The 24500-nt window shown below is 55.3% G+C and carries 20 protein-coding genes; 14 read left to right on the top strand and 6 right to left on the bottom strand.

Translation table 11 applies throughout. The features are described from left to right. Positions 1-75: 75 nt before the first annotated feature. A complete protein-coding gene (gene odhB / locus RE6C_RS19260; protein WP_008659216.1) occupies positions 76-1389 on the top strand; it encodes a 2-oxoglutarate dehydrogenase complex dihydrolipoyllysine-residue succinyltransferase in 1314 nt (437 codons plus the stop codon). A gap of 88 nt (positions 1390-1477) precedes the next feature. Here odhB and RE6C_RS19255 read toward each other — a convergent pair whose 3' ends face one another. Next, entirely contained in the window at positions 1478-2161 is a 684-nt protein-coding gene (locus RE6C_RS19255) for an ankyrin repeat domain-containing protein (RefSeq protein ID WP_008659215.1), read from the bottom strand. Between the two features lie 39 nt (positions 2162-2200). Next, a complete protein-coding gene (locus RE6C_RS19250; RefSeq protein WP_008659214.1) occupies positions 2201-2935 on the bottom strand; it encodes an NAD(P)H-hydrate epimerase in 735 nt (244 codons plus the stop codon). A 127-nt stretch (positions 2936-3062) separates the two neighbouring features. Between RE6C_RS19250 and RE6C_RS19245 the strand changes: the two genes are divergently transcribed. The 8 genes from RE6C_RS19245 to RE6C_RS19205 all read left to right on the top strand — a co-directional run bounded on the left by RE6C_RS19245 (position 3063) and on the right by RE6C_RS19205 (position 12034). Next, entirely contained in the window at positions 3063-3293 is a 231-nt protein-coding gene (locus RE6C_RS19245; protein ID WP_007333463.1) for an FmdB family zinc ribbon protein, read from the top strand. A gap of 166 nt (positions 3294-3459) precedes the next feature. Beyond that, positions 3460-4818 (top strand): Trx7/PDZ domain-containing (seleno)protein, encoded by a 1359-nt coding sequence (locus tag RE6C_RS19240; protein WP_008659211.1) that lies wholly within the window; start codon positions 3460-3462, stop codon positions 4816-4818. Between the two features lie 694 nt (positions 4819-5512). After that, positions 5513-7252, top strand: coding sequence for a protein kinase family protein (locus RE6C_RS19235; protein ID WP_008659206.1), 1740 nt, complete (start codon positions 5513-5515; stop codon positions 7250-7252). A gap of 513 nt (positions 7253-7765) precedes the next feature. Continuing rightward, on the top strand, positions 7766-8503 hold the full coding sequence (locus RE6C_RS19230; RefSeq protein WP_236618346.1) for an FkbM family methyltransferase: 738 nt from the start codon (positions 7766-7768) through the stop codon (positions 8501-8503). A gap of 128 nt (positions 8504-8631) precedes the next feature. Beyond that, positions 8632-9465 (top strand): glycosyltransferase family 2 protein, encoded by an 834-nt coding sequence (locus RE6C_RS19220; RefSeq protein ID WP_039962609.1) that lies wholly within the window; start codon positions 8632-8634, stop codon positions 9463-9465. Beyond that, entirely contained in the window at positions 9465-10415 is a 951-nt protein-coding gene (locus RE6C_RS19215; protein WP_008659200.1) for an alpha-1,2-fucosyltransferase, read from the top strand. The genes RE6C_RS19220 and RE6C_RS19215 overlap by 1 nt, the downstream gene beginning before the upstream one ends. A gap of 65 nt (positions 10416-10480) precedes the next feature. Beyond that, entirely contained in the window at positions 10481-11176 is a 696-nt protein-coding gene (locus RE6C_RS19210) for an FkbM family methyltransferase (RefSeq protein WP_008659199.1), read from the top strand. Positions 11177-11230: 54 nt separating this feature from the next. Then, positions 11231-12034, top strand: a complete 804-nt coding sequence (locus RE6C_RS19205; RefSeq protein WP_008659198.1) for an FkbM family methyltransferase — start codon at positions 11231-11233, stop codon at positions 12032-12034. A gap of 118 nt (positions 12035-12152) precedes the next feature. Here RE6C_RS19205 and RE6C_RS19200 read toward each other — a convergent pair whose 3' ends face one another. The 3 genes from RE6C_RS19200 to RE6C_RS19190 all read right to left on the bottom strand — a co-directional run bounded on the left by RE6C_RS19200 (position 12153) and on the right by RE6C_RS19190 (position 16647). After that, positions 12153-13061 carry a glycosyltransferase family 2 protein gene (locus tag RE6C_RS19200; protein WP_008659197.1) on the bottom strand — a complete coding sequence of 303 codons (909 nt, stop codon included), beginning with the start codon at positions 13059-13061 and terminating at the stop codon, positions 12153-12155. A gap of 166 nt (positions 13062-13227) precedes the next feature. Further along, positions 13228-14298 carry a glycosyltransferase family 9 protein gene (locus tag RE6C_RS19195; protein WP_008659195.1) on the bottom strand — a complete coding sequence of 357 codons (1071 nt, stop codon included), beginning with the start codon at positions 14296-14298 and terminating at the stop codon, positions 13228-13230. 21 nt (positions 14299-14319) lie between these two features. Beyond that, positions 14320-16647, bottom strand: coding sequence for a hypothetical protein (locus RE6C_RS19190; RefSeq protein ID WP_008659192.1), 2328 nt, complete (start codon positions 16645-16647; stop codon positions 14320-14322). Between the two features lie 9 nt (positions 16648-16656). Between RE6C_RS19190 and mnmG the strand changes: the two genes are divergently transcribed. Together mnmG and RE6C_RS19180 are read left to right on the top strand one after the other, a co-directional pair. Beyond that, the gene (gene mnmG, locus RE6C_RS19185; protein ID WP_008659191.1) at positions 16657-18660 is read left to right on the top strand and encodes a tRNA uridine-5-carboxymethylaminomethyl(34) synthesis enzyme MnmG; all 2004 of its coding nucleotides are present in this window, start codon (positions 16657-16659) and stop codon (positions 18658-18660) included. Next, on the top strand, positions 18657-19745 hold the full coding sequence (locus RE6C_RS19180) for a class I SAM-dependent methyltransferase (protein WP_008659190.1): 1089 nt from the start codon (positions 18657-18659) through the stop codon (positions 19743-19745). Before mnmG ends, RE6C_RS19180 begins: the two co-directional genes overlap by 4 nt. Before the next feature lie 44 nt (positions 19746-19789). Here the strand turns inward: RE6C_RS19180 and RE6C_RS19175 are convergent, their stop codons facing one another. Continuing rightward, the gene (locus RE6C_RS19175) at positions 19790-20191 is read right to left on the bottom strand and encodes a hypothetical protein (protein ID WP_008659188.1); all 402 of its coding nucleotides are present in this window, start codon (positions 20189-20191) and stop codon (positions 19790-19792) included. A 216-nt stretch (positions 20192-20407) separates the two neighbouring features. Between RE6C_RS19175 and RE6C_RS19170 the strand changes: the two genes are divergently transcribed. The 3 genes from RE6C_RS19170 (at position 20408) to RE6C_RS19160 (ending at position 24459) form a co-directional block, all read left to right on the top strand. Continuing rightward, the gene (locus tag RE6C_RS19170; protein WP_008659186.1) at positions 20408-21649 is read left to right on the top strand and encodes a carboxypeptidase-like regulatory domain-containing protein; all 1242 of its coding nucleotides are present in this window, start codon (positions 20408-20410) and stop codon (positions 21647-21649) included. 163 nt (positions 21650-21812) lie between these two features. Further along, a complete protein-coding gene (locus RE6C_RS19165) occupies positions 21813-22955 on the top strand; it encodes a phenylacetate--CoA ligase family protein (RefSeq protein ID WP_008659185.1) in 1143 nt (380 codons plus the stop codon). A gap of 64 nt (positions 22956-23019) precedes the next feature. Further along, positions 23020-24459: an aldehyde dehydrogenase family protein gene (locus tag RE6C_RS19160; RefSeq protein WP_008659184.1), complete on the top strand. Its 1440-nt coding sequence runs from the start codon at positions 23020-23022 to the stop codon at positions 24457-24459. The last annotated feature ends 41 nt before the right edge of the window (positions 24460-24500 follow it).

Raw genomic sequence — 24500 nt, 5'->3', positions numbered from 1 at the left:
ACACTGTGCGATCGGCTCGTTATTCTGGTTGCTCGTACCGTCCCAGCTTTTCTATCAAGTGGTTGAAACGTTCCCGTGAGCGACATCATTCCCGTCGAAGTTCCTACCGTTGGCGAGTCGATCAGCGAAGTGCAAATCGGCAATTGGCTCAAACAAGAAGGCGACTGGGTCAAAAGCGGCGAAGACCTCGTCGAAATCGAAACAGAAAAAGCGTCGGTGCAAATTCCCGCTCCCGCCAGCGGATACTTGCAGTCGATCACCAAACAATCCGACGAATTCGCCGAAGTCGGCCAACAAATCGCCTCGATCCAAGTCGCTGAACAGCCCGCTGGTGGCGACGGTGGATCCTCCAACGGCGGTTCGGCTCCCGCAGCCGGAAACACCGCGTCGGCACCTGCCCCGGCTGCATCGGCGCCAGCACCATCCAGCCCAGCCAAGAGCGGCGGCGGATTTGTGATGCCCGCTGCACAGCGATTGCTCGACGAACACAAGCTGGACGCATCGCAAGTTCCCGCGACCGGCCCCGGTGGTCGGTTGTTGAAGGAAGACGTGCTGGCCTACATCCGCAACGGATCTTCGCGGCCTGCTCCCGCACCCGCCGCACCACCGGCTGTGCCCGCCACACCGGCTGCTCCGGCACAGCAAATGTCTTCACCAGAAACGGCTTCACTGATGACCAGCGGTGGCTACCGATCCGAAGAAGTCAAACCGATGAGCATGCTGCGTCGCACCATCGCGTCGCGACTCGTCCAGGCTCAGCAAACCGCCGCTCTGTTGACGACGTTCAACGAGATCAACATGGCACCTGTCATGGCGATCCGCAGCAAATACAAAGACGCCTTCGCGAAGAAGCATGGCGTCAAACTTGGCTTCATGTCGTTCTTTGCCAAAGCAACCGTCGAAGCCCTGCGTCGTTACCCCGCCGTCAACGCGGAAATCCGCGGCGACTCGATGGTCTATCGCAACTACCAAGACATCGGCATCGCAATCGGCGGTGGCAAGGGATTGGTCGTTCCGGTCCTTCGCAACGTTGAACGCATGTCGTTTGCCGAAGTCGAAGGCAGCATTGCCGAATACGCTCGTTTGGCCGGCGAAAACCGTTTGCAGCCAAGCGACTTGATGGGCGGCACGTTCACGATCAGCAATGGTGGCATCTACGGATCGCTGCTCAGCACCCCAATCGTCAACCCACCACAAAGCGGCATCCTGGGCCTGCACTCGATCCAAGAACGCCCCGTCGCGGAAGACGGCCAAGTCGTCATTCGTCCGATGATGTACGTGGCGTTAACTTACGATCACCGCATCGTCGACGGTCGCGAAGCAGTTGGATTCTTGGTCGCGATCAAAGAAACGATCGAAGACCCAGCCCGATTGTTCTTGGAAGTCTGATCAGGTCGCGGGCTTCAACCAGCTCGCACGTTCGATTCAAGGTTGCCCTCGGTTCCTGTCATGGGAAACGGGTCCAACGGCAGTCGGCTTACTGTTTCAGTCGTTTAACGACTTCGGTGTGACCGTTGTTACTGGCGAAGTCAATTGCGGTTTCGCCGTCGATGTCGGCTTTGGTTGGATCGGCCCCGGCCTCGAGCAACAACTCGACCACCGCCATCTGGCCTTCCGCCGCGGCGAACATCAGCGGTGAGAAGTGTTCTTCGCTGTCGACCAAGTCCACAGCCGCGCCGGCATCGAGCAACATCTTGACCGTTTCTGCATTGTCGGCGGTCGAGGCATACATCAGTGCCGTGCGACCAAACGAATCTCGATGGTCAACTTCGACATTCTGAGAAAGAAACCATTCGACGACCGGTGTGTGACCGTCGAACGCAGCCATCTGCAATGCCGTTCGCTGATTCTCGTCCATGGCTGAAACATCCACGCCCTGGCCCACGAACCGTTTCACACCAGCCAAATCGCCCATCATCGCGGCTTCGCGAAAATTGTCTTCGGGTGACTTCTCGGGAAGCGGAACATCTTCCGAGGTGGCCATGCCTTCGGGAGCCTGTGGTGCCAGCACCTCTTCACGCTCACGCCGCGGGAAATCCTCCGGCGAGAGTCGCTTGGACTCACACCCCAAAAGCCCAAGGGCCGAACCAAGGATCAAGACGCTCGAGACAGAGAACGAACGGACGGGAACGCGACGCGTTTGAAGAAGGTTGTTTTGCATGAGCCCTAACATAGTCTCAGCGGCTCAGACCGGCCAAGCTCACGAACTGAATTGACGCAGCAGTTTCAATGGCACGCCGATTGAAATCACGTGAACTTCGCCAGTGAAACGGGTGGCGTTCGACTTTTCGAATCCAACTTTGGGCGCGGCAAACGTTAACGTGTAATCGGCCCGAAACGTCGCCTCGCCGGTTTCTCCCGTGTCGCCATTCATTCCCGTGGGAATGTCCAAAGCGATTCGAATCGCGGAGCTCGCATTGGCTGCTTCCACCACCTTGGCGTAGCGCCCTCGCAGCGGTGGCTTGGCTCCGGTGCCCAGCAACCCATCGACAATCACATCCGCTGCCGACAAGAGCTCTGTTTCATCAGTCTCACCAATAACCTGAATCTGAATCCCCGCCGCCTCCGCGATTTTTGCTTGGATCGCCGCGTCGCCTTGCAATTCGTTCGTCGTTGCCATCGCCAAGATCGTCACCTCACGCCCGGCCAACTGCAGATGCCGAGCGATCGTAAATCCGTCGCCACCGTTGTTGCCTTTCCCGCACAAGATCAACACGTTGCCATCCGGCGTGATCTGATGAATGCATTCTGCTGCCCCGCGACCCGCATTTTCCATCAAAACGATGCCGGGCATTTGGAATTGCTCCATCGCCACCTGATCAATTTCGCGAATTCGCTGGCACGTCATGGGTGACAACTGCAATACCGGTTTCATTGTCGCTTCCATTGAATTTCGGACGAAGCCAGGACGGGCCGAAAGATGTTCGGAACCCATCCGGGATACAAAATGCTTCTTCTTTGACCATTCCCAGTGGCCGGAACGTCTTCCGTGAGAAACAATGGGGTCGTGGGCGTGGTGCCCAAAATTTCCCCTTGGATTGTGTTCCTCTCGGATACCGAAGATGCCTCTGTACGAATACGAATGCAAGTCGTGTGATGATGTCGTTGAGATCCTGGTCCGATCGCCAGGTGAAGAAGTGTCCTGCCCAAAGTGCAGCAATGCTGAGTTGACACGCGTCCTCAGCGTCCCGTCGGCTCCCTCGATGAGCGGCGGCAGCTCGAGCCTGCCGATGGCTGGCGGCGGTGAAGCATGTGGTGCCCCGCGATGCTGCGGCGGCGGTTGCCAAATGTAACTCGGCTGAGCAGTTTGCGTTTTAGCGAGCTCCATGAATTCTCAAACGGGGCGTGGAATGGTTTACAATCCACGCCCCCATCTGACGCTTTCTGTAGACGCCTGATCTGTGGCCCTCCTTCACCGAGGCACCCGTTTCGACGTCCCTTCCAGCCAGGAGAGTTTTCATGAGCCGCCTTCGACGATTGCGCGCTGTCGCACTTATCCCCGCCCTCCTTTCCGCCAGCTTCGCCTCGCTCGCGAGTGTTGATGAAGCGAACGCGAAAGAGGATCGCGAAACGATTGTTCGCAATGATCGTGAACGTGTCCTGGCAACCGGTTACTGGATCTACAACGATCTTGATGCCGCTTACGAACAAGCCCGCCAGACTGGAAAACCAATCCTGGTCGTCTTGCGCTGCTTGCCCTGCGAAGAGTGCGTCAAGCTGGACGATGACTTGGTCGAAAGCGACCCTGAATTGAAGCGTCTGCTTGACCAATACGTTCGCGTTCGCGTGGTTGGCACAAACGGACTGGACCTGAACGTCTTTCAATACGACACAGACCAGTCCTTCGCGGTTTTCATGCTCAACGCAGACAAAACGGTTTACGGCCGTTTTGGAACGCGGTCGCACCGCACCGAATGGCTGGGCGATGTTTCCTTGGAAGGAATGGCGGCCGCGCTTCGAGAGAGCCTGAAATTGCACCAAGCCTATCCTGCCAATCGAGAATCACTGGCGGGCAAGACCGGCGCCCCGTTGGAGTTTGCTTCGCCAGAAAAGTACCCCACGCTGACAGACCGCCCTGATCATCTCGACTATTCCGGTCAAGTCACGAAAAGTTGCATCCATTGCCATCAAATTGGCGAAGCCCGGCGGGACTACTACTGGCAAAAAGGCCAATCGATCCCTGAAGAAGTTTTGCATCCTTACCCGCACCCCAAATCGATCGGGCTGGTGCTCGACGCCCGGTTCCCCGCTCGAGTGAAGAGCGTTGCCAAGGATTCCGCCGCCGCGAAAGCCGGTTTTCAGGCGGGCGATGATTTGCTGAGCATCCATTCACAACCGCTGGTATCGATGGCCGACGTGCAGTGGGCTCTGAATCAAGTCCCTGCCGAAGGCGCTCAAGTAGAAATCCAAACCAAACGCGGCGATCAAACGCGAGCCGTCACATTGTCGTTGCCCGATGGTTGGCGACGATGGGACGATCCGTCATGGCGAGTTTCGTCTTGGATGATGCGGCGGATCGCCGGTGGGGGAATGCGTTTACTACCTCTGGACGAAAGTGAGCGTCAGAAACTAGATTTGCGATCGCCGATGGCACTTCGAGTCGCCAACGTCGGCAAGTACGGGCTCCACGCGACCGCTCACAAAGCCGGCGTGCGGGTCGATGACATCCTGATTGAATACGACGGCCAATCGGATTTGATTCGCGAAGCGGACGTCTTTGATCACGTCAACGAAAAGCGTCGTCCGGGCGACCGAGTCCAGATGAAGTTCCTTCGCAATGGCCGCGAACGAACCGCTGAAATTCCAATCCAGAAGTAACCCAATCGCCCTCATCGGGCCAACCACCTGCCCCGCGGCACGGACGCCGCTTTTTCATTTCTTCAGCCATCCGCAGTCGCTTACCTGTGGTTTGTGCTCGATCGCGCCACAGCGCCGGCCGCAATGCCGATTTGCTTGCATTGATTCGGTGAATAGGCCGGACTGCTCAGTCCGACAACGATTCCATCCACCGGCGTTTGACCGGTGCCCATCCGCTGCCGGAGCTCGCAGAACGAATAGACGGAACGCAGTCTTAAGGAACGGGCTGCGTCCATACGAACTGAAGACAATCGGCACTTTGGTTCAACGCGAGCAAACATTTGTCACCTTCAGCCGAGACCGCTGGCAATGCTAGCAAATCACACGCGAGTGATCCGCCGCTCACACGATCCAACGAAAATCGCCCCCAGTGTCGCTGGCTCTTAGCAGAACCGGAAGTCAATCTTGTGCTGCCGATCGCTCCCTGAGTAGATTCCGAGATTGCTTAGCAAAAATTTTCAGTCAGCAAAAATGCGATTACATGAACCATTCAGCTTCGCGTCGGAAGGTGGACGACCTATTCAGTGCAACTGCACATCGTGCGCGCAAGTTGAGTCGTCGTCTCAGTCTCAAAAGACTCGCACGAAATGTCTGGCCTTCAAAACGCAGAAAAGGTGTCCGACGGTTTGCGAATCCTTCGCTCGGTCGCGAGGGATTGTTCCGAGCACTGAACGATCGCAACGTCAACTATGCCGTCTTGCGGTGGTTCGAGAATGTCCCCGCATGGCCGGAAGGCGAAGACATTGATCTGTTGATTGATGTTGATGACCTGCATTTGGTCGATGATCTATTCGTCACCAACAGCAAAGAAATCCCTTGCGACGTTTACGGCACTGGACCAGCCAAGAACGCATGTTGGAAAGGGTTGTCGTACTACCCTCCATACCTCGCAGAAGAGATCATTCAATCTCGAACCCTCTACCGGGACCTCTGCTACATTCCGAACGAAGAGCACTACTTTTTGTCACTGGCGTATCATGCGCTCTACCACAAGGGCAATGGATCAGGCTTGCCTTGGGACGACGAAGAGGCATCTGAGCAACTCAGCAATCAAAAAAGCGACCACGACTACGCTGATCGATTGCGGGCAGCTGCTCCAGCTCAGTTCCAAAACACTTCTATGACGATGCAAGGCTTGGAACGTCTATTGACGAGCCAAGGTTGGAATCCCCCGGTGGACACATTGCGACGATACGCGTCACTCCGTCCGGAACTCGCTCAATTCCTTCCTCCTGCTATCGACAACAAGGACGGCGAACTCATCGTCGTGCTGTTCCGACAATCCGCGGTCGACAACCAGATTTTGGACGAAGCCACTTCGTTATTCCGCCAAAAACACCGCCTGGAAGTACTCGGTCAGCACGAGCTTTCGGCTGAAACAGCACAACGGGCTTCGAAGCATATTCGAGGGGGGAATTGGGATGAAGGCCCGTTTCCTCAGTCCGGCGGATTACCAGCCGTTGCATTGGCCTTGTTTGACTTCCACCCGGTCGAGCCCACACCAGCTGAAAAAGAACAGTACCCCTACATACAAAACCGGCGTGTACTGTTCAAAAAGGAAATCCGACGATTACTCAACAAGCGATTGCCCAAAACGCAGTGGAGCAATTGTGTGCATTCTAGCGATGACGAACTCGAAGGCCTGGAATACCTTGAGATCATCGACTCGTCATTTCATGCAGAAGTACAAACGCACGTCGATCATTTGCGTCGCAACTACAAAACACCTGAACCAGTCATTCGATCGCTTCGCAAACCTGCGAACCGCTCAAAGACCGAACTCATCGAATGGAACGGGCAGGAAGCCGTCCGAAAAACATTCCGACCTAGCTTCAAACGGTTCTGTGACCGCGAGATATTCATTTACCAAACATTGGGACCTCAACTAGCGACGGTCCCGGAGGTGTTGGATTTCGGCGAGTACAGCTTTGTGCTTCCGAAGTACGAAAACTGCTTGGCCGGCCTCTCTCTTCGCAAACAAGGAAAATTGCTGAAGCCTTACGCGAGCCAAGTGCTCGAATTGCTTCGAGCCACCTTTGCGTTGCAACGCGTTGTCATCGATTTCCATCCAGGCAATTTGATCCTGACCCCCGGGGGGGAACTGTACTTCGTCGACTTTGAATTCACTCAGCCTCTTTCGGATTGGCCGAGCTCATTCATGCAGTCGCCGGACCTCATCGGCTTGCCATCCGGATTTACAGGGGACCGCCCCAGCAACTTGCCGGAGAACGGCTATACCTATGACGATTTCTGGAAACCCATCTTCCAGTGCAGCCTAGAGACGCTTATCAAGCAGTGCGGAATCGACACGTCGTCTTCTGTCATAAAGAACTTGTCGATCACTCATTTCAAATCGGACGAGCCTCCTACCACTCCACTTCGCGAAGCCGGCTAGCCCCGTTCCGAAAAGAACGCCCAAACTTCTCGCCGACGAGTCTGGAGAAATATCCTAACGTGCACCTACATCATACCAACAACGGTGGAACGTTCGAAAACACGTCGAATCGACCCAGGACATCAAATAGTGCTACCCCTACTCTTTACCCGACAATTTAAAACACATGTCAACTTAGTTAAGAATAGACAAAGCGGCAAAGCCAACATTGCTACCACGACAGGACAAACCTACGATTTGGATCGCAACAAAACCCTCTGACTGAATTGGTCCCAAATGATTAGCAAGTGCAATGTTGGCATCACGCTTGAGCCAACGGCGGCCACGCTGGAAACTAGCTTTTCTCCAGAACACCCTCCACTACAAAAACCCAACCCGACTGCCCCCGCCGATCGCTCAGGCCCCCCTCCTGCACTTTCCTATTCAGGAACAGAATCGGTTGGAAAACGATTGGCTCGACTCCCCAAGACAGTTCTTCACAAGCTGACAGGTGGAAGAATTGCTCAGGCCTGTTTGAATCGTAATGCAATCATCTCTCAGAAAATGATGGGCATCGGATCAGGTGCTGGAGTACTCAATAGCGGCGAGGCCGCGGTATTCCCATTGCTGCCCCGTCAACCGAGTGAACCTTTGGTCGTGTTCGACGTGGGCTCGAACCACGGGCAGTTTCTAAACCTAACTCGTAGGTCGTTGGCAGGAACTGATTTTCTCATCCATTGTTTCGAGCCTGGCCAGAAGACGTTTGAATCACTTTCCAGTCAGGAAACGGATTCGAGGGTCACACTCAACAACATCGCAGTTGGCAATTGCGAAGAATCTCGCACGCTGTTTTACGATCAATACGGGTCGGGCATGGCGTCACTTACCAAGCGGGAGCTCAATCACCGAGGCATCCAGTTCGACAAGTCGGAGGAGGTCTCCGTAACCACGATCGACCGCTACTGCGAAAAGCACGGAATCCAAGGCATTGACCTGCTCAAGCTGGATATCGAGGGCCATGAGCTGGATGCTCTGAAGGGAGCAGATGAAACATTCAGCAGGAACGCAATCAGGCTGGTCACCTTTGAAATGGGCGGTTGCAACATCGATACGCGAACGTTTTTCAGAGACTTCTGGAATTTCTTCACGCAGCGGAACATGTCATTGCATCGAATCACTCCGTCCGGAAGCCTGATCAAAATCCGTCGATACAAGGAATCTCACGAGCAGTTTCGAACCACCAACTTCCTCGCTATCCGCCATGACCATTGACGTGTAGGCGATCCAACCTTGGCACGTTCTTCGAAAATTGCGAGTCGATCTTGCCCTCTGACTCGACAATTCGATACGAACGAGCGTTCCATTACCTCGCCAGGGGCGTCTCAGCGGATCGAAACATTATGGCAACACCGACGAAACCTCGAATCAGCGTGATCATCACGACGTTCAACGCCCCGGAAGAACTCTGGCTTGTCCTGGTTGGCTATCAACTGCAAACAGAACGCGATTTTGAGATCCTGGTCGCTGACGATGGATCCGATTCGAGAACGGCCGCCGTAGTCGAAAACTTCCGAAGCACGTGCGACATCAAAACTCATCATGTCTGGCATGAAAACGATGGCTTTCGCAAATGCGAAATTCTGAATCGAGCCATTGAGCAAGCCAATAGCGACTATGTGCTATTTACCGACGGGGATTGCATTCCGCGGCCAGATTTCCTTGCTGTCCATTTGCGTGAAGCGGAACCCAAACGATTCCTGTCGGGCACTTACAACAACCTGCCGGAATCATTCAAAGGATTGATCACGGAGGCGAATGTTCGGTCCGGTCTTGCATTCCGCCTCAACTGGCTCCGCGGACATGGCCTGCCGCTCAATTCGAAATGCCTGCGGCTGGTCCAGAACAAAACCTTCACTTCGGTCCTGAATCGCCTCACAACCACCCGCCCGACCTGGAATGGGTGCAACGTCTCGGGCTGGAAATCAGATATCGAAGCGGTCAACGGATACGACGAACGAATGCGTTACGGAGGCTTGGATCGCGAGATCGGCCTGCGATTGAACAACTTAGGAATTCGTGGAAAGCAAATTCGATTCAAAGCCATTTGTTTGCACGTCGACCACCCGCGTGGGTACATGAATAACGAGGACCTTCAAAGAAACTTATCAATTCGCAACGACACAATACGCAGCAAGCTGACTCGCACACCCTATGGCATTCGGCGCGCCGCGTGATGGCCACCTCAGTTCACCCCCATCTTTCTGATGGCAAGCAGGCCCTCGACAGCAAGGCCGCCCAGCAAGTCTGTTCGACGCAAGCAGCAAGTGCTTCGGACAGAGCTTGCACGATATCGATCAGCGGCGGGCTCGGAAACCAAATGCTCCAGTACGCCGCAGGCCGAGCACTTTCAATCCATCATGACTGCCCGCTTCAACTCGACTTGAAATTCTATTCCAGTAAACGCCATCGATCTTACGAACTCGATGCGTTTCCGATTCAAGCCCAGAGATGGATCAAACCTAGTTTTTTCAGCCAGGTCCTAGACAAAATCCAAGGCGAATCTAAATCGGCCCCGACTTACGAAGAACAATCAAAGCGGTTTGACCGAGCGTTCTTCGACATCGAACTCCCGGCCAGAATTCGCGGCTATTTCTTTTCCGAAAAATACTTCTTGCCTTATGCGGATCAAATTCGGACTGAATTGACCCCTCCAGTCCCGCTGGACCAACCCGCTCGCGACATGGCGCAGCGACTCAGTGAAGGCATGTCAACTTCTTTACATGTTCGCCGAGGCGACTATGTAAGCAACGCGAACGCGAGACAGCGATTTTGGAGTTGCACCAGCGAATACTTCGAAGCCGCCATAGAGCAGATGCCCGCAGACTCGACGGTGTTCGTATTCTCCGATGACATTGAATGGGCCAAACAAAACATACGCTCATCTCGACCAACCGTTTACGTCAACGATGAACTGAAGCTAGCTGGCTCTCCGGAAACGGGACTAAGAGATTTGTGGCTAATGACCCACGCTAAGTCTCATATCATCGCAAACTCATCATTCAGTTGGTGGGGTGCGTGGCTTTCGGGTTCCGAAGCGAACTTGACGATAGCCCCCAAAAAGTGGTTTAACGACCCAGAGATTGATGACTCCGACATTGTCCCAACGAGCTGGCGCCGAATTTAAGCGGCTAGCACAACAAAGGCGTCCGAATCCGGCACGTGCCTTTTCCCACGATCGGTCTGAAATAAATGTTTAACTACTTATTGAAATATGCTCGCCGCAAAACAGATCCGATCTCGCTGCTTCAGCAGTTGACCAAGGGAAGCAGCGAATATCGCACTCTTGTTCACGTGGGCGCGCACCTAGGCCAAGAACGAAGTAACTACGAATCCAAAGGCTACCAGAAGATTCTTTGGATTGAAGGTTCGGAAGAAATCCATGCCAAACTGGCTGATTCACTTCGCCAGCACGATGGTCCTGCTGAACACAGTACCGCATGTGCATTGCTTAGCGATCGTGATGGAGAAGAACTTGGACTTCGGTGCTTCAGCAACAACGGCATGTCGAATTCCATTTTTGCACCCGCGGATCAGCTCACGAGTCGATGGCCGACGGTAACAGAAACTGGCAAAATCGAGATTCAACGCTCCGTCAGCCTCGATCGGCTATTGGCCGATACTCCATTCGCCAATGACTGCGACGTTTTGGTGGTGGATGTACAAGGGGCCGAACTACTCGTCCTCAAAGGCGGACTAGCGACTCTGAGTCGCGTCAAAGCGGTTGTCTGTGAAGTCTCCACCGTGCCCTATTACGAGGGCGGCGTGCTATTCAAGGAATTGAATCAATTCATGGAAACCCATGGATTCCAAGCGATGTCCACGCCTCGTCGGCATGGCGACATGCTATTCATGCCGAAAGCGGCGCAAGCCAAACTGGCTGCCTAGCCTCCCAACGTCACAACTCACACGCCCTCAGCGACTCGATCTCGGAACACTCCCATGGCGAATCAAATCAAACAGCTAAAACAGACATGGCGGCTTTGCAGTTCGGTAGCGAACGCTTTCAAAGGCAAGATTCGCACAACACTCGGCATTCGCCAGCCAACCAAGACATGCCAGATCCCCGAACTCAAACGCATCGTCGATGAAACGTTTCCTGAGGACGAAAATGGCGTGTTTGTAGAAGTCGGTGCTTATGACGGCGAACGATTCTCAAACACGTCGTGGCTTGCCGATGCCGGATGGCGGGGATTGTATGTCGAACCGTCCAAACAATTTTCGCAGTGGTGCCGCTTGCGTCACATGCTCAACCGCGTGACGGTCCTCAATGTCGCCGCAGGAAACGAGAACACCAGCGCGACGCTTCAGCAGATCGGCTCGCTCAGCACCATGAGTCAAGCAACGTTCGAAGAGTACGATCGAATCACTTGGGCCAAACAACAAATCGCGAAAGAGTGCAAGCAGCAACAAACTGAAGTCCTCAAGCTCGACAAGATCCTTGCGGACCAAAAAATTCCAGAAGCCTTTGATGTTCTCGTCGTCGATGTTGAAGGCTACGAAGAAAATGTCTTCTCAGGCTTCACGCTTGCTCAATGGAAACCGAAGCTGATCATCGTTGAACTGTGCGACATCCACCCGGACTTCCAAGACAACTTGGAACTTGTCGAGTCAGCAGGACGTGTTCGCCAAACAATTCTGGCGGCAGGGTACCGAGAAAAATACAGAGACAGCATCAACACGGTCTTTGAAGTTGACGTTGCGTCTTCCTGCAGCGAATCAAAGAACAGCCGCATCGCCGCCTAGCAGGCCTTCACGGCTCAGCGAGTCGACTTGAACCGATCTCCGAGTACGAGCAGCACGCTCAAGCCGGGCATTAGGACCATGCAGCTGACACCCAACAAGGCAGCGGCTTTGTTCAACCTCAGCTGGTGACGAGGCCCCAGTTTGCAGAAGCTTGGACCGCGTCGGTGATTGAGACGTCGGCAAAGCTACTCAGTATCGCTGCGTCACGAGAATTCTGGAGACGATCTTTTGTCGAGACGATTGCTTTGACGCGTCGCCAAGCCGACGGGGACACAGAACGTTGCAATTCCGCGACACGTCGAGCCGATGCTCGATCCGACTCAACCGTTTTCAATCGTTTTGCGTAGCGACTGTTCGGGTTTTGATCGAGCTCGTAGTTTCCAAAACCGTGGTCAGGCTTCAGGTACTTCAAATGCCAATACAGGAAGCCGACAAACTTACGCGGTAGGTTGCCACGATGAAAACGTTCGAAACGACGATCGTGTGTGAAATAGGTTTCCTCGCTAACCGGAAAGAAACCAATGTCGCCTCCACCCGAAATTGGATCATCCAACGGCACAGATAATTCGCCGCTTTCATTCAACAAAAGGTTAGGGCCTGAAAAACAATGCATTTCATTGAAAGCCGACCCGAGCTTTCGTATTGAGTCCGTCGCGTCTTTCGTTGCTGAACCAATAGCAAGATGATCATCGTCGAGCTTCGTAGCAACTTGATAGCGTGTCGCCGCGAGGGAGAAGTTGTAATAGTTCACCAAGCTATTCGGTGAATCACCGGGAGTTTCGATGTGCCCATCGCTGCCTGGTGGAAAAACGCGGTCGGTGTAGTGAATGACTCGCAATCGCTCTTCACCAAACTCCGCCTGCAGGCTTTCGAGTATCTCCACCGTACGATCAGTGCATTGATTGTGCACGGCAACGATTTCATCGAAGTAGCCGATATGGCTTCGGATAGTCGCTTCCAGAAACGCTTCGCCATTGCGAATACGCATGAATGCGGAGACACCCGGCAAACGGCCAGCAACATTCAAGTGATCTCGCTTAAAACGATAGCCTGATACGGTGGGGCCCAGACTGCTTATCGGTGTTTTAGTGTCACGCAAACTTCAATACCGCATACATGTTGACGCTGAGAGAAAGCATGTCATCGAACAGAGACTCCCTGTTGAATCCACCGACGATTGTAGCCACGCGTGACTAAGCCGCCCTGGCGAATGCGGGCGTTTGAAGTTGATCAATCCATTGGCAGACGTGTTCGACGCCGATCCGGTTGATGGCTTCGCCTCGTGGCGATCCACCGCGGGAGTTGATTTCGATCGCCAACGCGTGTTGTTGGTATGGCCCGCGTGCGGAAGGAGACTCGGCTCCATCAGTTGGACCATACAAACCGACCACCTTGGCTCCCGCAGCGGCCGCAGCATGCAACATCGGTGTGTCCTCCGCGATCACCACTCGAGCCAATGGACTGAGCGCTGCTGACAATGATAGCGCCATGTCGGGTGCCAGCGAAGCGGCGTCTCCGGCACACGCTACGATCTGCTCTGCTTTCAATCGTTCTTCGAATGTACGCCAAGTCACGATGGAGTGCATTTGAAACCGGTCCGCCAAATAGCGAGCTGTCGCGGCGTAGCGATCAAACATCCATCCGACCGAAGACGAAACTCTTCCGGAATCCATGATTGCCAGATCTTGCCCGGCCCAGCGATGGCGATATCGCATTGCCCAACGGTGATCGGCTGATTCGACTGGCCAGTCAAAACTGGCTTGCGGACGATCGATCGCGAGCGGAGCGAGCAACTCCAACCGACGATCGACCACATGGTGAAACACAGGTGTCACCAACTCATTGAGCAGTCGGCGTCTTGGTGCGAATCTCGGCATCGTGTCCCAGCCAATCCGGCGTGCGGCGGCCGACAACTGACACACAAGTGCGGACACAAACGACTCGTCGCAATCGATGGCTACGTCGAAATTTTGGGCAGTCAGTTTTTGTTTCACGCTGCGAATGCCTCGCGGCGATCGATTCCAGCGGATCGGCAAATCAACGACTTCATCGATCGCTGAATGCTGCTCCAAGAAGTCCGCTTTTTCGACACCAACGGCAATCGCGATTTGCGCATTGGGGAAATACTCTTTCAGCGAACAAGCGACCGGCAGCGTCAAAATGCAGTCGGACAGATCACCCGTTTGGCTGAGCAGAATCCGCATGGGAGAAGATGACTCAAGAGACATAATCAAAATCAGTTGGAAAGCAGGATTCGTGATCAACGCGTTCGACGCGAAACGCCACTATCGACTGGAAATGGATCGGAACGCACGAATGCGAGCTCGCGGGGCCAACCCCCGAGTGTCCACCGGTTGATCAAGCACGTAACTGCCGACATTGCCGGCTTGGTCCGTTGCATCGATTCGCAAATAAATCTGGCGCGGCAATTGGGGGTCCGCGGGCCAAACGTAGTCGCCCAGGTTTCGCAGACCCGCGGCGATGGTTGTCCAAGGACCTTCAGGTGTATCACTAAAGGAAAGCGTGATTGGACGCGACATCAAATATTGATCTTGGCACCGATATGCGATCACCAGCGACCCGGCCCGGTCGGCCTCGCCATAGCGTGCTCCGGTGATACTCACCTCGGGCTCGGTCTGGTCGACCACCACCACGATGTCGGGTGCATCGCCGCTCAGCGGGCACGGGCTGGTCAAACCGTTCGCTGCGACGACCACGATCTGAAACCCAAAGATTCCTTCGCCGTTGGTTTCGATATCAAAAGGACTGGCCTTGTCCGGGTCAGTTCCCCAACGATTCCAAGTGATACCGCCGTCCGTGGTTCCGTAGAGCTCGATTGCTTCCACGCCACGACCGCCGATCGCCTCGATCTCAAAATCCAAGCTGAATCGATTGCTGTCGCTGTGGCGGATCACGGAACGCTCCGCCAATCGTTTCAAGTCCAATGTTTCACGCGGATCCAGTGTCGTACGCTCCATCGTCGCCGAACTGGCCCGTTGCGACTCGTATCGCATTTCGGTGGGCGTGTCCGTGGAACGGCCGAGAGACAATGGGTCGCGACTTTTGCGATCTCCAGTGATAGGCGACCAGGGCGACTGCACAGGTTCTTTGGAATCCTGAATCTTGTCGACCGGCGGAGTCGGCTCGGGAGCGTTCAGTTGCGACGGCGCGTTGGTGTTCAGACCGGCCGGAGCGGGAATGGACTCTGGCAGAGACGGCCCCACGTGAAACGGCGTCTCAGGTTCTGCCGGCGAAGATCCATTTGCCGTTCCCAGCGTCGGCGACTGTGCGGGTGGCGTTTGCGAGGCTGGCGTTTGCATAGGAGGCGACAGAGCTTGAGGGCCGGGCAATTGCGGCGTCGCCATCGCTGGTGAAGGCCCCTGCGTTTGCGGTGCGGGTGCATCGAGCGGTCGCATCGCTTCGGCTGGAGTTTGCGGGCGCGACGGTGCGGGCAACGATTCTGCTTCCGGCGTTACGATGCTTTCGATGCCTCGTGCGGCTCCCATTGCCGACTGATGGGGCTGTTCACCGGGTGCATTCCCAGCAACAGGTCCAGCTGGCTCGAACATCATCCCAGATGGCAACGGCAACATCTCAGGCCCTTGCGAAGCTGCCTCGCTGCCTCCAGCGGGCATCTGGCCCGGCAGATCGCCGAACCCTTGGAAGATGCCATGCCCAAACGAGGGACCATATCCATTGGGTCCCGATGCAAATCGCGTGGTGGGCTTGGACGCGACCCGCGGTTTCTGAACCAGTTCGCTGACGATGGTCTCGTTGCCAGCCTGATCGAGAGCACGAAGACGCAGCGACAATTGCTTCCAATCGTCCTTCGGATGCAGTTGCAACCTTCCCGTGTTTCCTTCTCGTTCGACCGTGGCGACTTGCCATCGACGAGTCGTATCGGTGACGTAGTGAACGGTCAGCTGGCGAGTTTCCGTCGCATCGCGAATCGTGAACTTTGCAACGACACGGCCATCGGCGTCGGAATCCGCTTCCAAATCGATCTGCGGACCTTGCGTATCAACCACGACCTTTAACTCAGGAACAATCGGTCCCGGCGGGAAAGGCCGCCCATTGGCATCCACCGTACGAGTAGCGAACCAGAACGTTCCTTCGCCGGATTCTCGGATGTGAAACTGCCGAGCGTCCGGTGGCTGGCGATCCAACAACTTCCATTGCCCAGGTGCAGCTGTCGCCGATGTCCGGGCACCGACTTGGGTGTACGGGTTCTGCTGAGGCAATGGCCCCGGTTGCGTTGCCGACCCGTTCTCGCGAGATGTTTCTGTCTGATCGGCTGGATTGGGTTGGTTTGCGGGAACCGCCACGTACAATTGCACCTCGACGGGCGCTGTTCCTGCTGTCGCAATGTTGAACGGGATCTGGAACGAGTCCGAATTCATGATCACATCGGCAACTTCTTGTGCCGAGGTGGCACGCGAATCCGCGACCGTGCCACCGGCCAATCCTGCCGTCACCATTGCCGCAACCAATGCCCGCCGAATCGCGGTGGAGCGACGAATCAAACGACTTTGGTGCTGGTCAAATCGCATGGTTTGGTCAAAATTTGGGTTGGCGTGAATTCGTTTGGCGTCAACTCGAGCGTCATCGCGCATTGACAATCCGTGTTTCGAACATCGGCGTTTCCCGACTGTGGACTTCAACCATTGACCGCTAACAATCCTCAAAATCGCTACGACTACGATGTTGTCGTTATCGGAGCCGGTCACGCGGGAACGGAAGCCGCCGCCGCTGCAGCACGCCTGGGTGCGAAAACCGCTCTGCTGACGACCAACCTGGATACGGTCGGACAGATGTCCTGCAACCCAGCGATCGGCGGTGTGGCGAAAGGCCAAATCGTTCGCGAAGTCGACGCACTGGGCGGCTTGATGGGCGAAGCGATCGACGCAACCGGAATCCAATTTCGGATGCTTAACCGCCGCAAAGGCCCCGCGATGCACAGCCCGCGTGCTCAAGCGGACAAAAAGGCCTACCAGAACTTCATCAAGTATCGGATCGAAACCCAAGACAATTTGGACCTCCGGCAAGAAACCGTTGAGGACCTGATCACGGAACCGATCGCCGATGGACAAGACCGCTTGGCCAACCAGCGAGTCGTCGGTGTCCGAGTTCGCGGGGATGCGGTCTACCACGCACCGACGGTGATCCTGACGACCGGTACGTTCTTGCAAGCGATCATGCACACGGGCAAATCGCAATCCGCCGGAGGACGCGCGGGAGAAGGAACCACGGCGGGACTCAGCGGCGCGCTGAATCGAATGGGTTTCACGCTGGATCGATTCAAAACCGGAACGCCGCCACGACTCAACGCTCGAACGATCGATTACTCGGGCCTGGAAGAGCAACCCGGTGACGATGATCCGCAACCATTCAGCTATCTCAACGATGCGATCAGCTCGCCTCAGATGGCGTGCCACATCGCGCACACCAACGAACGTGTGCATGATCTGATTCGAGCGAACTTGGATCGGGCCCCAATGTACAGCGGCCAAATTGATTCTCGTGGCCCACGTTACTGCCCATCGATCGAAGACAAAGTGGTCCGCTTCGCCGACAAGTCCAGCCACCAGTTGTTCTTGGAACCGGAAGGCCGGCAAACTTGCGAGGTGTACGTCAACGGCATCTCAACCAGCCTGCCACGGGACGTTCAAGACGCAATGTTCCGCTGCATTCCTGGTTTGGAAAAAGCCGCGATCATGCGTTACGGCTATGCGGTCGAATACGACTACTGCCCGCCAACTCAGTTGTGGCCCCACCTCGAATCCAAATCAGTGTCAGGGCTGTTCTTTGCTGGTCAAATCAACGGCACCACCGGATACGAAGAAGCGGCTGGACAAGGTTTGATCGCTGGCCTGAACGCAGCGAGAACGGCTGCTTCCCAAACACCGTGGGTACCCTCTCGGCAAGACGCTTACATAGGCGTGCTCGTCGACGACTTGGTGACCAGCGGCACTGACGAACCCTACCGAATGTTCACCAGCCGAGCCGAGTATCGGTTGCTGCTGCGGCAGGACAACGCCGATCGTCGGTTGACCTCTCAAGCCGATGAACTGGGCCTGATCGACGCCGCTCGACGCGAACGTTTCCACCAGAAGCTAGCCGAGATCGAACGTGGAACCGAGCTACTGAAGCAAGCCAAATTCCAACCGGAAACGGGTCCCACCGTTCGCGGCGACGTCTACCTGCGACGGCCGGAGGTGACTTGGGACGTAATCGCTGAACAAGTCCCTGAGCTAGCAAGCATTGGACGTGAAGCAGCCGAACAGTGTTCGATCGACATTAAATACGCGGGCTACATCGACCGGCAACAAGCCGAAGTTCACAAGCAATCGCGACACGCTGAAAAGTCGATCCCGGTTTCGTTTGACTACGACAAGATAGGGCCGCTTCGCAATGAAGCAAAAGAAAAGCTGACAAAGGTTCGCCCGCTGAACTTGGGCCAAGCCAAACGAATCAGCGGAATCACTCCGGCGGACTTGGCACTGGTTCTCGCCCACCTCGAAAACAACTCGCTCTCTCAAACCAAATCGTCCGAGCCGGATGACAATCGTGCGTCGTCCGACAACGAATCCTCTCGACCAACCTCCTCTGCTTCGGATTCCCTTTGACCGCCGATCCAAACACGCAAAGCTCCAACCAACAAAGTTCCTTTGCAATGATGTGCTGCGCCCACGGCGCCGAGACTTTGGTCAAAGAACAAATTGCCAACGAAGGATGGCGGCTCGCATTTTCGCGTCCCGGTTTTGTCACCGCCAAACATGATCAAAACAAACGGCCGCCGACCGGAGTCTTCATTCGAACCGCCGCCCGTTCACTGGGATCGGCCAAGAGTGATCACTCGTCAGCGATGATTCAGAAACTGCAGCAAGCCATCTCATCTGAAACGGTGCCGTTTGATCAGCTGCATGTATGGCCTCGAGACCGCACCGCAATCGGGCGTTTCGATTTCGAACCCGGCATCGACGAAGTTTCCGCCGCGGTTGCGGATGAAATCTGGGCAGCTCTTCACGATGGGTCAGCTTCCAACGGCCCTGGGCTGACTTGTGCGCGACCCAATCAAATCGCTGAAAACGGCCAACGGATTTTGGACGTGGTCTTGGTTGATCCATCGCAGTGGTTCTTTGGAACTCATGAAGCAACGACGCTGCCGACGCGCTGGCCCGGTGGAGTCCAACCGATCGAACCCGCGTACGAACCCATTTCTCGGGCGTACTTCAAAGCCGCCGAATCGATCGCATGGAGTGGCTTTGACATGCGGCCAGGCGATTTGGCCGTCGAAGTCGGCAGTGCCCCCGGCGGAGCCTGCGGCCGCCTTTTGGAATTGGGCATGCAAGTCATTGGTGTGGATCCAGCCGACATGGATCCTCGAATCGCTGACCATCCGCGATTCATTCACTACCCCGCCCGCGCCGGTGACCTGCCCCGCCGAGTCTTTCGCGGAGCCAAGTGGTTGCTGGTCGATTCAACGGTGAAGCCCGATGCAACGCTCAGCACAGTCCGGAACATGGTGGACAGTCGCGAAACGAGTTTTCGCGGTTTGCTGATCACGATGAAATTGGGCGAATACGAAAACGCGACTCACCTGGAACGCTGGTGCAACTTCATTCGAACCTGGGGCGTCGAGCGTTTGGAAGTCCGTCAATTGGCCCGCAACCGGTGCGAAGTCTGTGCGGCCGTCACGCTACCGGCCTGATCAAACGGTTTCACCTCGGCGTTCCGCAGTGGACACTTTCAAGATCAGCGGATCTCGTCGTAAATGACCTGTTCGCCCAGCCAAACCCGGAAACGCCGAATCGCTAGGGTTCGAGAGAACTCAATCTCTCCATGGACGGTCTGGCTAAGTTCTGCGGCGGAATACAAATCGCCGGCCGGAGTCAGTTCCTCTGGCAATTCGAACTGAAAGCGAGAGTGAATACGAAGCCAGCTGATTCTGAACCAACAGGGCACCGCATTGATCGTGATGACCTGCCTGAACCACCAACCGTTGTATACAAACGTTCCCTGAAACGGCTTTTCGAACTGAATTTCGCGGTACAGAAACGAGCGTCGATGAAGTGTCGCGCACTCTGAAAACACGCCCTTTTCGAGCGAGCTTTGCGTAGAAACGCTGTAAGGGTTGAGCTGAGGCAATTCACGCATCTTTCACACAACGAATCTTGTCCTTGCCCCTCATCCTGCCTACACTTCGTTCGCACAACTTACCCAATCTCCCACATTTCTGATTTTCTCGGTGATTTTGTCGTGACTTCTGGGGGGATTCGGACAAAACTGTTGTTCTTCTGAGCGCGGATTCCATTTCGACTCAGAGTAGAATTGAATTCTAGGCAATTGAGACACCCTAACCAGAGACACACCATGAAACGCTTTGCTGCCTTCGCAGGCATGCTAGTGATGACGATGACCATCGCCGTCGCTCAAGACTCCAACGTCAAACTGAATGATCACCTGACGGTTCCTCAATGGGTTAACCCAGCCGTTGCCGGCGAACTGACCGGTCGTCTGATCCTTCCTTCGACAGACGGATCCTCAGAAACGATTGCAGACGCGACCATCGTTCTGACAGACGCATCGGGCAAAACCCTGCGTTCGAAGAGCAATGAAGAAGGCGACTTCACTTTCACCGGTGTTGCACCTGGCGTGTACGCTCTCTCCGCTCGAGCAGATGGTGTTTTCGCGTGCTGTGCGATGCATGTTGTCAGCGATGACATGGCTTCTTCGGAAATGTATCCCAAGACTGCCGAGATCGCTGCCGCTGGCATCGACTACTCGATCATTAAATCGTCGATCATTCGCTACTTGCCACCAGCTGGCAAAGACAGTCTGACTTCGATCGCAAATGCTGACCTGAAGGGAATCTCTAGCCAAGTTGTTGGCGAGAACCTCTTCCGTGTTGCACAATCCAATGGTGGCATGAAAGGCCGCATCCACATGGCTGGTGCCGAGGGTCGCAGCCTCAGCGATGCCGGACTCTTGAACATCTTCCTGATCCACGATGGCGAAACGGTTGACCGAGTTGTCAGCAATCGCGATGGATCTTTCGAGTTCGCTGGTGTTGATCCCGGTGAATACTCGATCTTGGCAATCGGCCTGTCGGGATTGGGAATGGCTGGTTTCGAATTGGTTGATGAAGCAACTGCCAATGCAGAAACCGCTTTGATCAACAACAACGGTGAAACCTTTGTCGGCTTCGGACACAACAACGACGCATGCTGCTGCTGTTGCCCACAATTCTCGATGCAAGTTGCTCCATTGCCAATGGCAATCGAAGCTTGCAACGAAGTCGTGATCGGCGAATCAATCGTCGTTGAAGAAACCATTGTCGAAGACGGCATGATCGTTGACGACGGCTTCGGAACCGCTGTGGATGCCTTCGGCAACCCAGTCGACGCATTCGGTAACCCAATCGGTGGCGGCGGATTCGCTGGTGGTGGCGGAAGCTACGGCGGTGGATTTGGTGGCGGCGGAGGCGGTGGCTTCGGCGGCGGACTGGGCGGAATCGCTTCGCTCGCTGGGTTGGGCATCATCGCAGCATCGCTGGATGACGACGACAACGACAACGTCTTCCCACCACAACCTGCCAGCCCAATCGTTCCCTGATCGAATTCGTTCGATTCGGACTCACTCAAAAAAGGTCGCGGGACCGTCTCAACCCGCGGCCTTTTTTCGTGCGCCGATCGTCGGCGGCTTCCCTTTCTGGCATAATGCTGAAAACGCCAAACTCCTGTCCCCGCCTTTCGCCCCATTCCCACCTGAGGACCCTATGAGTCTTGTTGAAGGTGCTCCCGCTCCAATCAATCCCGAAGTCCAAGCCGCCGCGGCGAAGGCACTCGATCAGCTCAATGAACACACGCTGAAAACCGTTCATTGGCATTTCAGCGACAACACGGGATCTCCGTTCTGGTTGGAAAAGAAGGCGGAACTCAACTTCGACCCGCTCACCGATGTGAAGTCGTTCGATGACCTAAAGAAATTCCCCCACTTTGAGGACGAATGGCTGCGCGGAGGGCCGATCAATCGCTGGGTTCCCAAAGGTCACGCGGGCAAACCCGTGTATGTTTTTGAAACCGGAGGCACAACGGGTATCCCGAAAAGCCGGATGGTGATCGAAGACCACTGGAAGGATTACGAGCTCTTCAGCGACACCCTGCCAGACGAACACTTTCCGAAAGGCTCCAATTGGTTGATGCTCGGCCCCAGCGGTCCACGTCGTCTGCGTTTGGCGGTGGAACACCTAGCACAGCACCGAGGTGGGATCTGTTTCTGCATTGACCTTGACCCTCGTTGGGTAGTGAAGCTGATCAAGAAAGGTTGGATGGACCACCTGGAAGAGTACAAGAAACACTGCATTGATCAGGCTGTCACTATTTTGACCGCTGGCCACGATGTAAAGTGCATGTTCGCGACTCCTAAATTGCTGGAATCACTTGGCGAAGCTCTCGAAGAGAAAGGAACTTCGCTGGCCGAGGTCGGAATCAAGGGGATATTCTCTGGCGGAACGGAATTCACCCCTCAGTGGACTCGATTCGCTGTGGAAGAAATGCTCGGCGGACCTCCTGAAGAAGGCGGCGTGTTCATGACTCCCACCTACGGCAACACCTTAATGGGACTTGCCTGCAGCAAGCCCATTACTGCCGCGGATGGATACAAGATCAGTTACTACGCACCGCAACCCCGTGCGGTCACTGAGGTCGTTCAGTTTGACGACTACAACACCAAAGTCGGCTACGGAGAGACGGGGCGTGTGAAGCTTTACACGCTGACGGATGAGTTCTTTGTTCCCGGATTCATGGAACGCGACGAAGGTGAACGCGAACAACCATTTGAAACCTATCCCTGGGATGGGGTCAGCGGCGTGCGTCCGTTCCACGAACTGGCGAGTGCAACAACTGTCGGCGTCTATTAATTCGCGATGCCGCTTGGCCCCTCGACATCACTTTCGTTCCACCTCTGATTTCATTTCGACTTCCATGATCACACTGAATCCACTTCGTTGGGGCAAACAATACGAGTCCCTCGAATTCAACGACGTCGTTCACTTTGACACGGGCGAACCAATCGCGCGCATTGGCACAGTGGGCGGTGGCATCGTCGGCCGCGATCTACGCGTGGCTCACAAGGCCCGCGAAGCACTACTTGAGGTTCCTACCAACGAACTGTTGCAGATGTGCCGAAAGGCAGCCGAACTGTTCGAGAATGAGACACTGCCGGTTGGTGATTCGCAACAATCCGTTGATGACTTTATTCACCAACAATCGGCCAGCACCGGATTGCCCGAGCATATGTGTCGTTCCAATATGTCGAAGAACAGTTTCGTTCTTAGCAACATGGAACAGATCCTCGACTGTCTGACCCGTGGTTTGGACTTATCGATTTTGTCCAAAGGCTACGGAGAAGAAGGTCGCGGCGTCACTGTCAGCTACCAAGCTCAGACACCGATCCTAGGTGCGATCCTTCCGAACAACTCGCCGGGTGTCCATACGCTTTGGCTACCTGCGATCCCAATGCAAATCGGGCTAGCACTTAAGCCAGGTTCGCAAGAGCCTTGGACGCCCTACCGTATGGTATCTGCCTTTATCGAGGCTGGTGTTCCCTCAGCGGCGTTTGGTTTGTACCCGGGCGGCCACGACGCAGGTGGAGCCATTATGGCGAAGAGTGCACGCAGCATGATCTTCGGCAGTGCCCAAACAATCGCCCAGCACGCGGGCAATCCAAAGGTTCAACCTCACGGACCCGGGTTCTCCAAAATCTTGCTCGGCGACGACATCGTCGACGATTGGGAGATGTTCTTAGATGTCATGGTAGAGAGCGTGCTGAGCAATTCCGGCCGCAGCTGCATTAACTGCTCCGGTATTTGGGCCAGCCGCCACACCCGAGAAATCGCTGCGGCGATTGCAGAAAGAATCGGCCCGGTCGATGTTCGTCCACCAAGCGATCCGGATGCCCAACTGGCCGCATTCACGGTCCCCGCCATGGCGACCGGAACCTATGCCATGGTCCAACAGGATTTGGCCGAGAGCGGCGTGACAGACATGACCGCTGAGTATGGCGAAAAGCTGATCGAACGCGAGCACTGTGCTTACCTTCGTCCGATGGTCGTCCACGCCGATTCGCCTGACCGTGGTGTCGCGGCAAAGGAATACATGTTCCCGTTTGTCAGCGTTGTCGAGTGCCCGCAGGATCAAATGCTTTCTCGAATCGGCACCAGCCTGATTGGCACAGTGATCACCTCGGACGAGAAGTTCATCCAAGACGCTGCACGCTGCGTCGACATCGATCGACTGAACATTGGCCCGCTGCCAACCAACCGTCTGAATTGGTTGCAACCGCACGAAGGCAACATCATCGAGTTCCTGTTCACCAACCGTGCGTATCAAATCGAACCGATGCCGGCCATCACCAGCGTCTGACCTGCACCAGAAGTGATCTGAGTCGCACGAACTCATCAACA

The sequence above is a fragment of the Rhodopirellula europaea 6C genome (genome assembly GCF_000338295.1).
GTDB lineage: Bacteria > Planctomycetota > Planctomycetia > Pirellulales > Pirellulaceae > Rhodopirellula > Rhodopirellula europaea.
Note: the sequence above shows the minus strand (reverse complement) of the source record. Positions and strands in the feature narration are given on the sequence as shown.

What these genes read in the sequence shown, in the direction of transcription:
- RE6C_RS19190 (WP_008659192.1), bottom strand. Translation starts at nt 16,647, where the DNA reads ATGCGCGATGACGCTCGAGTTGACGCCAAACGAATTCACGCCAACCCA.
- RE6C_RS19240 (WP_008659211.1), top strand. Translation starts at nt 3,460, where the DNA reads ATGAGCCGCCTTCGACGATTGCGCGCTGTCGCACTTATCCCCGCCCTC.
- RE6C_RS19255 (WP_008659215.1), bottom strand. Translation starts at nt 2,161, where the DNA reads ATGCAAAACAACCTTCTTCAAACGCGTCGCGTTCCCGTCCGTTCGTTC.
- RE6C_RS19210 (WP_008659199.1), top strand. Translation starts at nt 10,481, where the DNA reads ATGTTTAACTACTTATTGAAATATGCTCGCCGCAAAACAGATCCGATC.
- RE6C_RS19160 (WP_008659184.1), top strand. Translation starts at nt 23,020, where the DNA reads ATGATCACACTGAATCCACTTCGTTGGGGCAAACAATACGAGTCCCTC.
- RE6C_RS19220 (WP_039962609.1), top strand. Translation starts at nt 8,632, where the DNA reads ATGGCAACACCGACGAAACCTCGAATCAGCGTGATCATCACGACGTTC.
- RE6C_RS19205 (WP_008659198.1), top strand. Translation starts at nt 11,231, where the DNA reads ATGGCGAATCAAATCAAACAGCTAAAACAGACATGGCGGCTTTGCAGT.
- RE6C_RS19245 (WP_007333463.1), top strand. Translation starts at nt 3,063, where the DNA reads ATGCCTCTGTACGAATACGAATGCAAGTCGTGTGATGATGTCGTTGAG.
- RE6C_RS19170 (WP_008659186.1), top strand. Translation starts at nt 20,408, where the DNA reads ATGAAACGCTTTGCTGCCTTCGCAGGCATGCTAGTGATGACGATGACC.
- RE6C_RS19165 (WP_008659185.1), top strand. Translation starts at nt 21,813, where the DNA reads ATGAGTCTTGTTGAAGGTGCTCCCGCTCCAATCAATCCCGAAGTCCAA.
- RE6C_RS19175 (WP_008659188.1), bottom strand. Translation starts at nt 20,191, where the DNA reads ATGCGTGAATTGCCTCAGCTCAACCCTTACAGCGTTTCTACGCAAAGC.
- RE6C_RS19215 (WP_008659200.1), top strand. Translation starts at nt 9,465, where the DNA reads ATGGCCACCTCAGTTCACCCCCATCTTTCTGATGGCAAGCAGGCCCTC.
- RE6C_RS19250 (WP_008659214.1), bottom strand. Translation starts at nt 2,935, where the DNA reads ATGGGTTCCGAACATCTTTCGGCCCGTCCTGGCTTCGTCCGAAATTCA.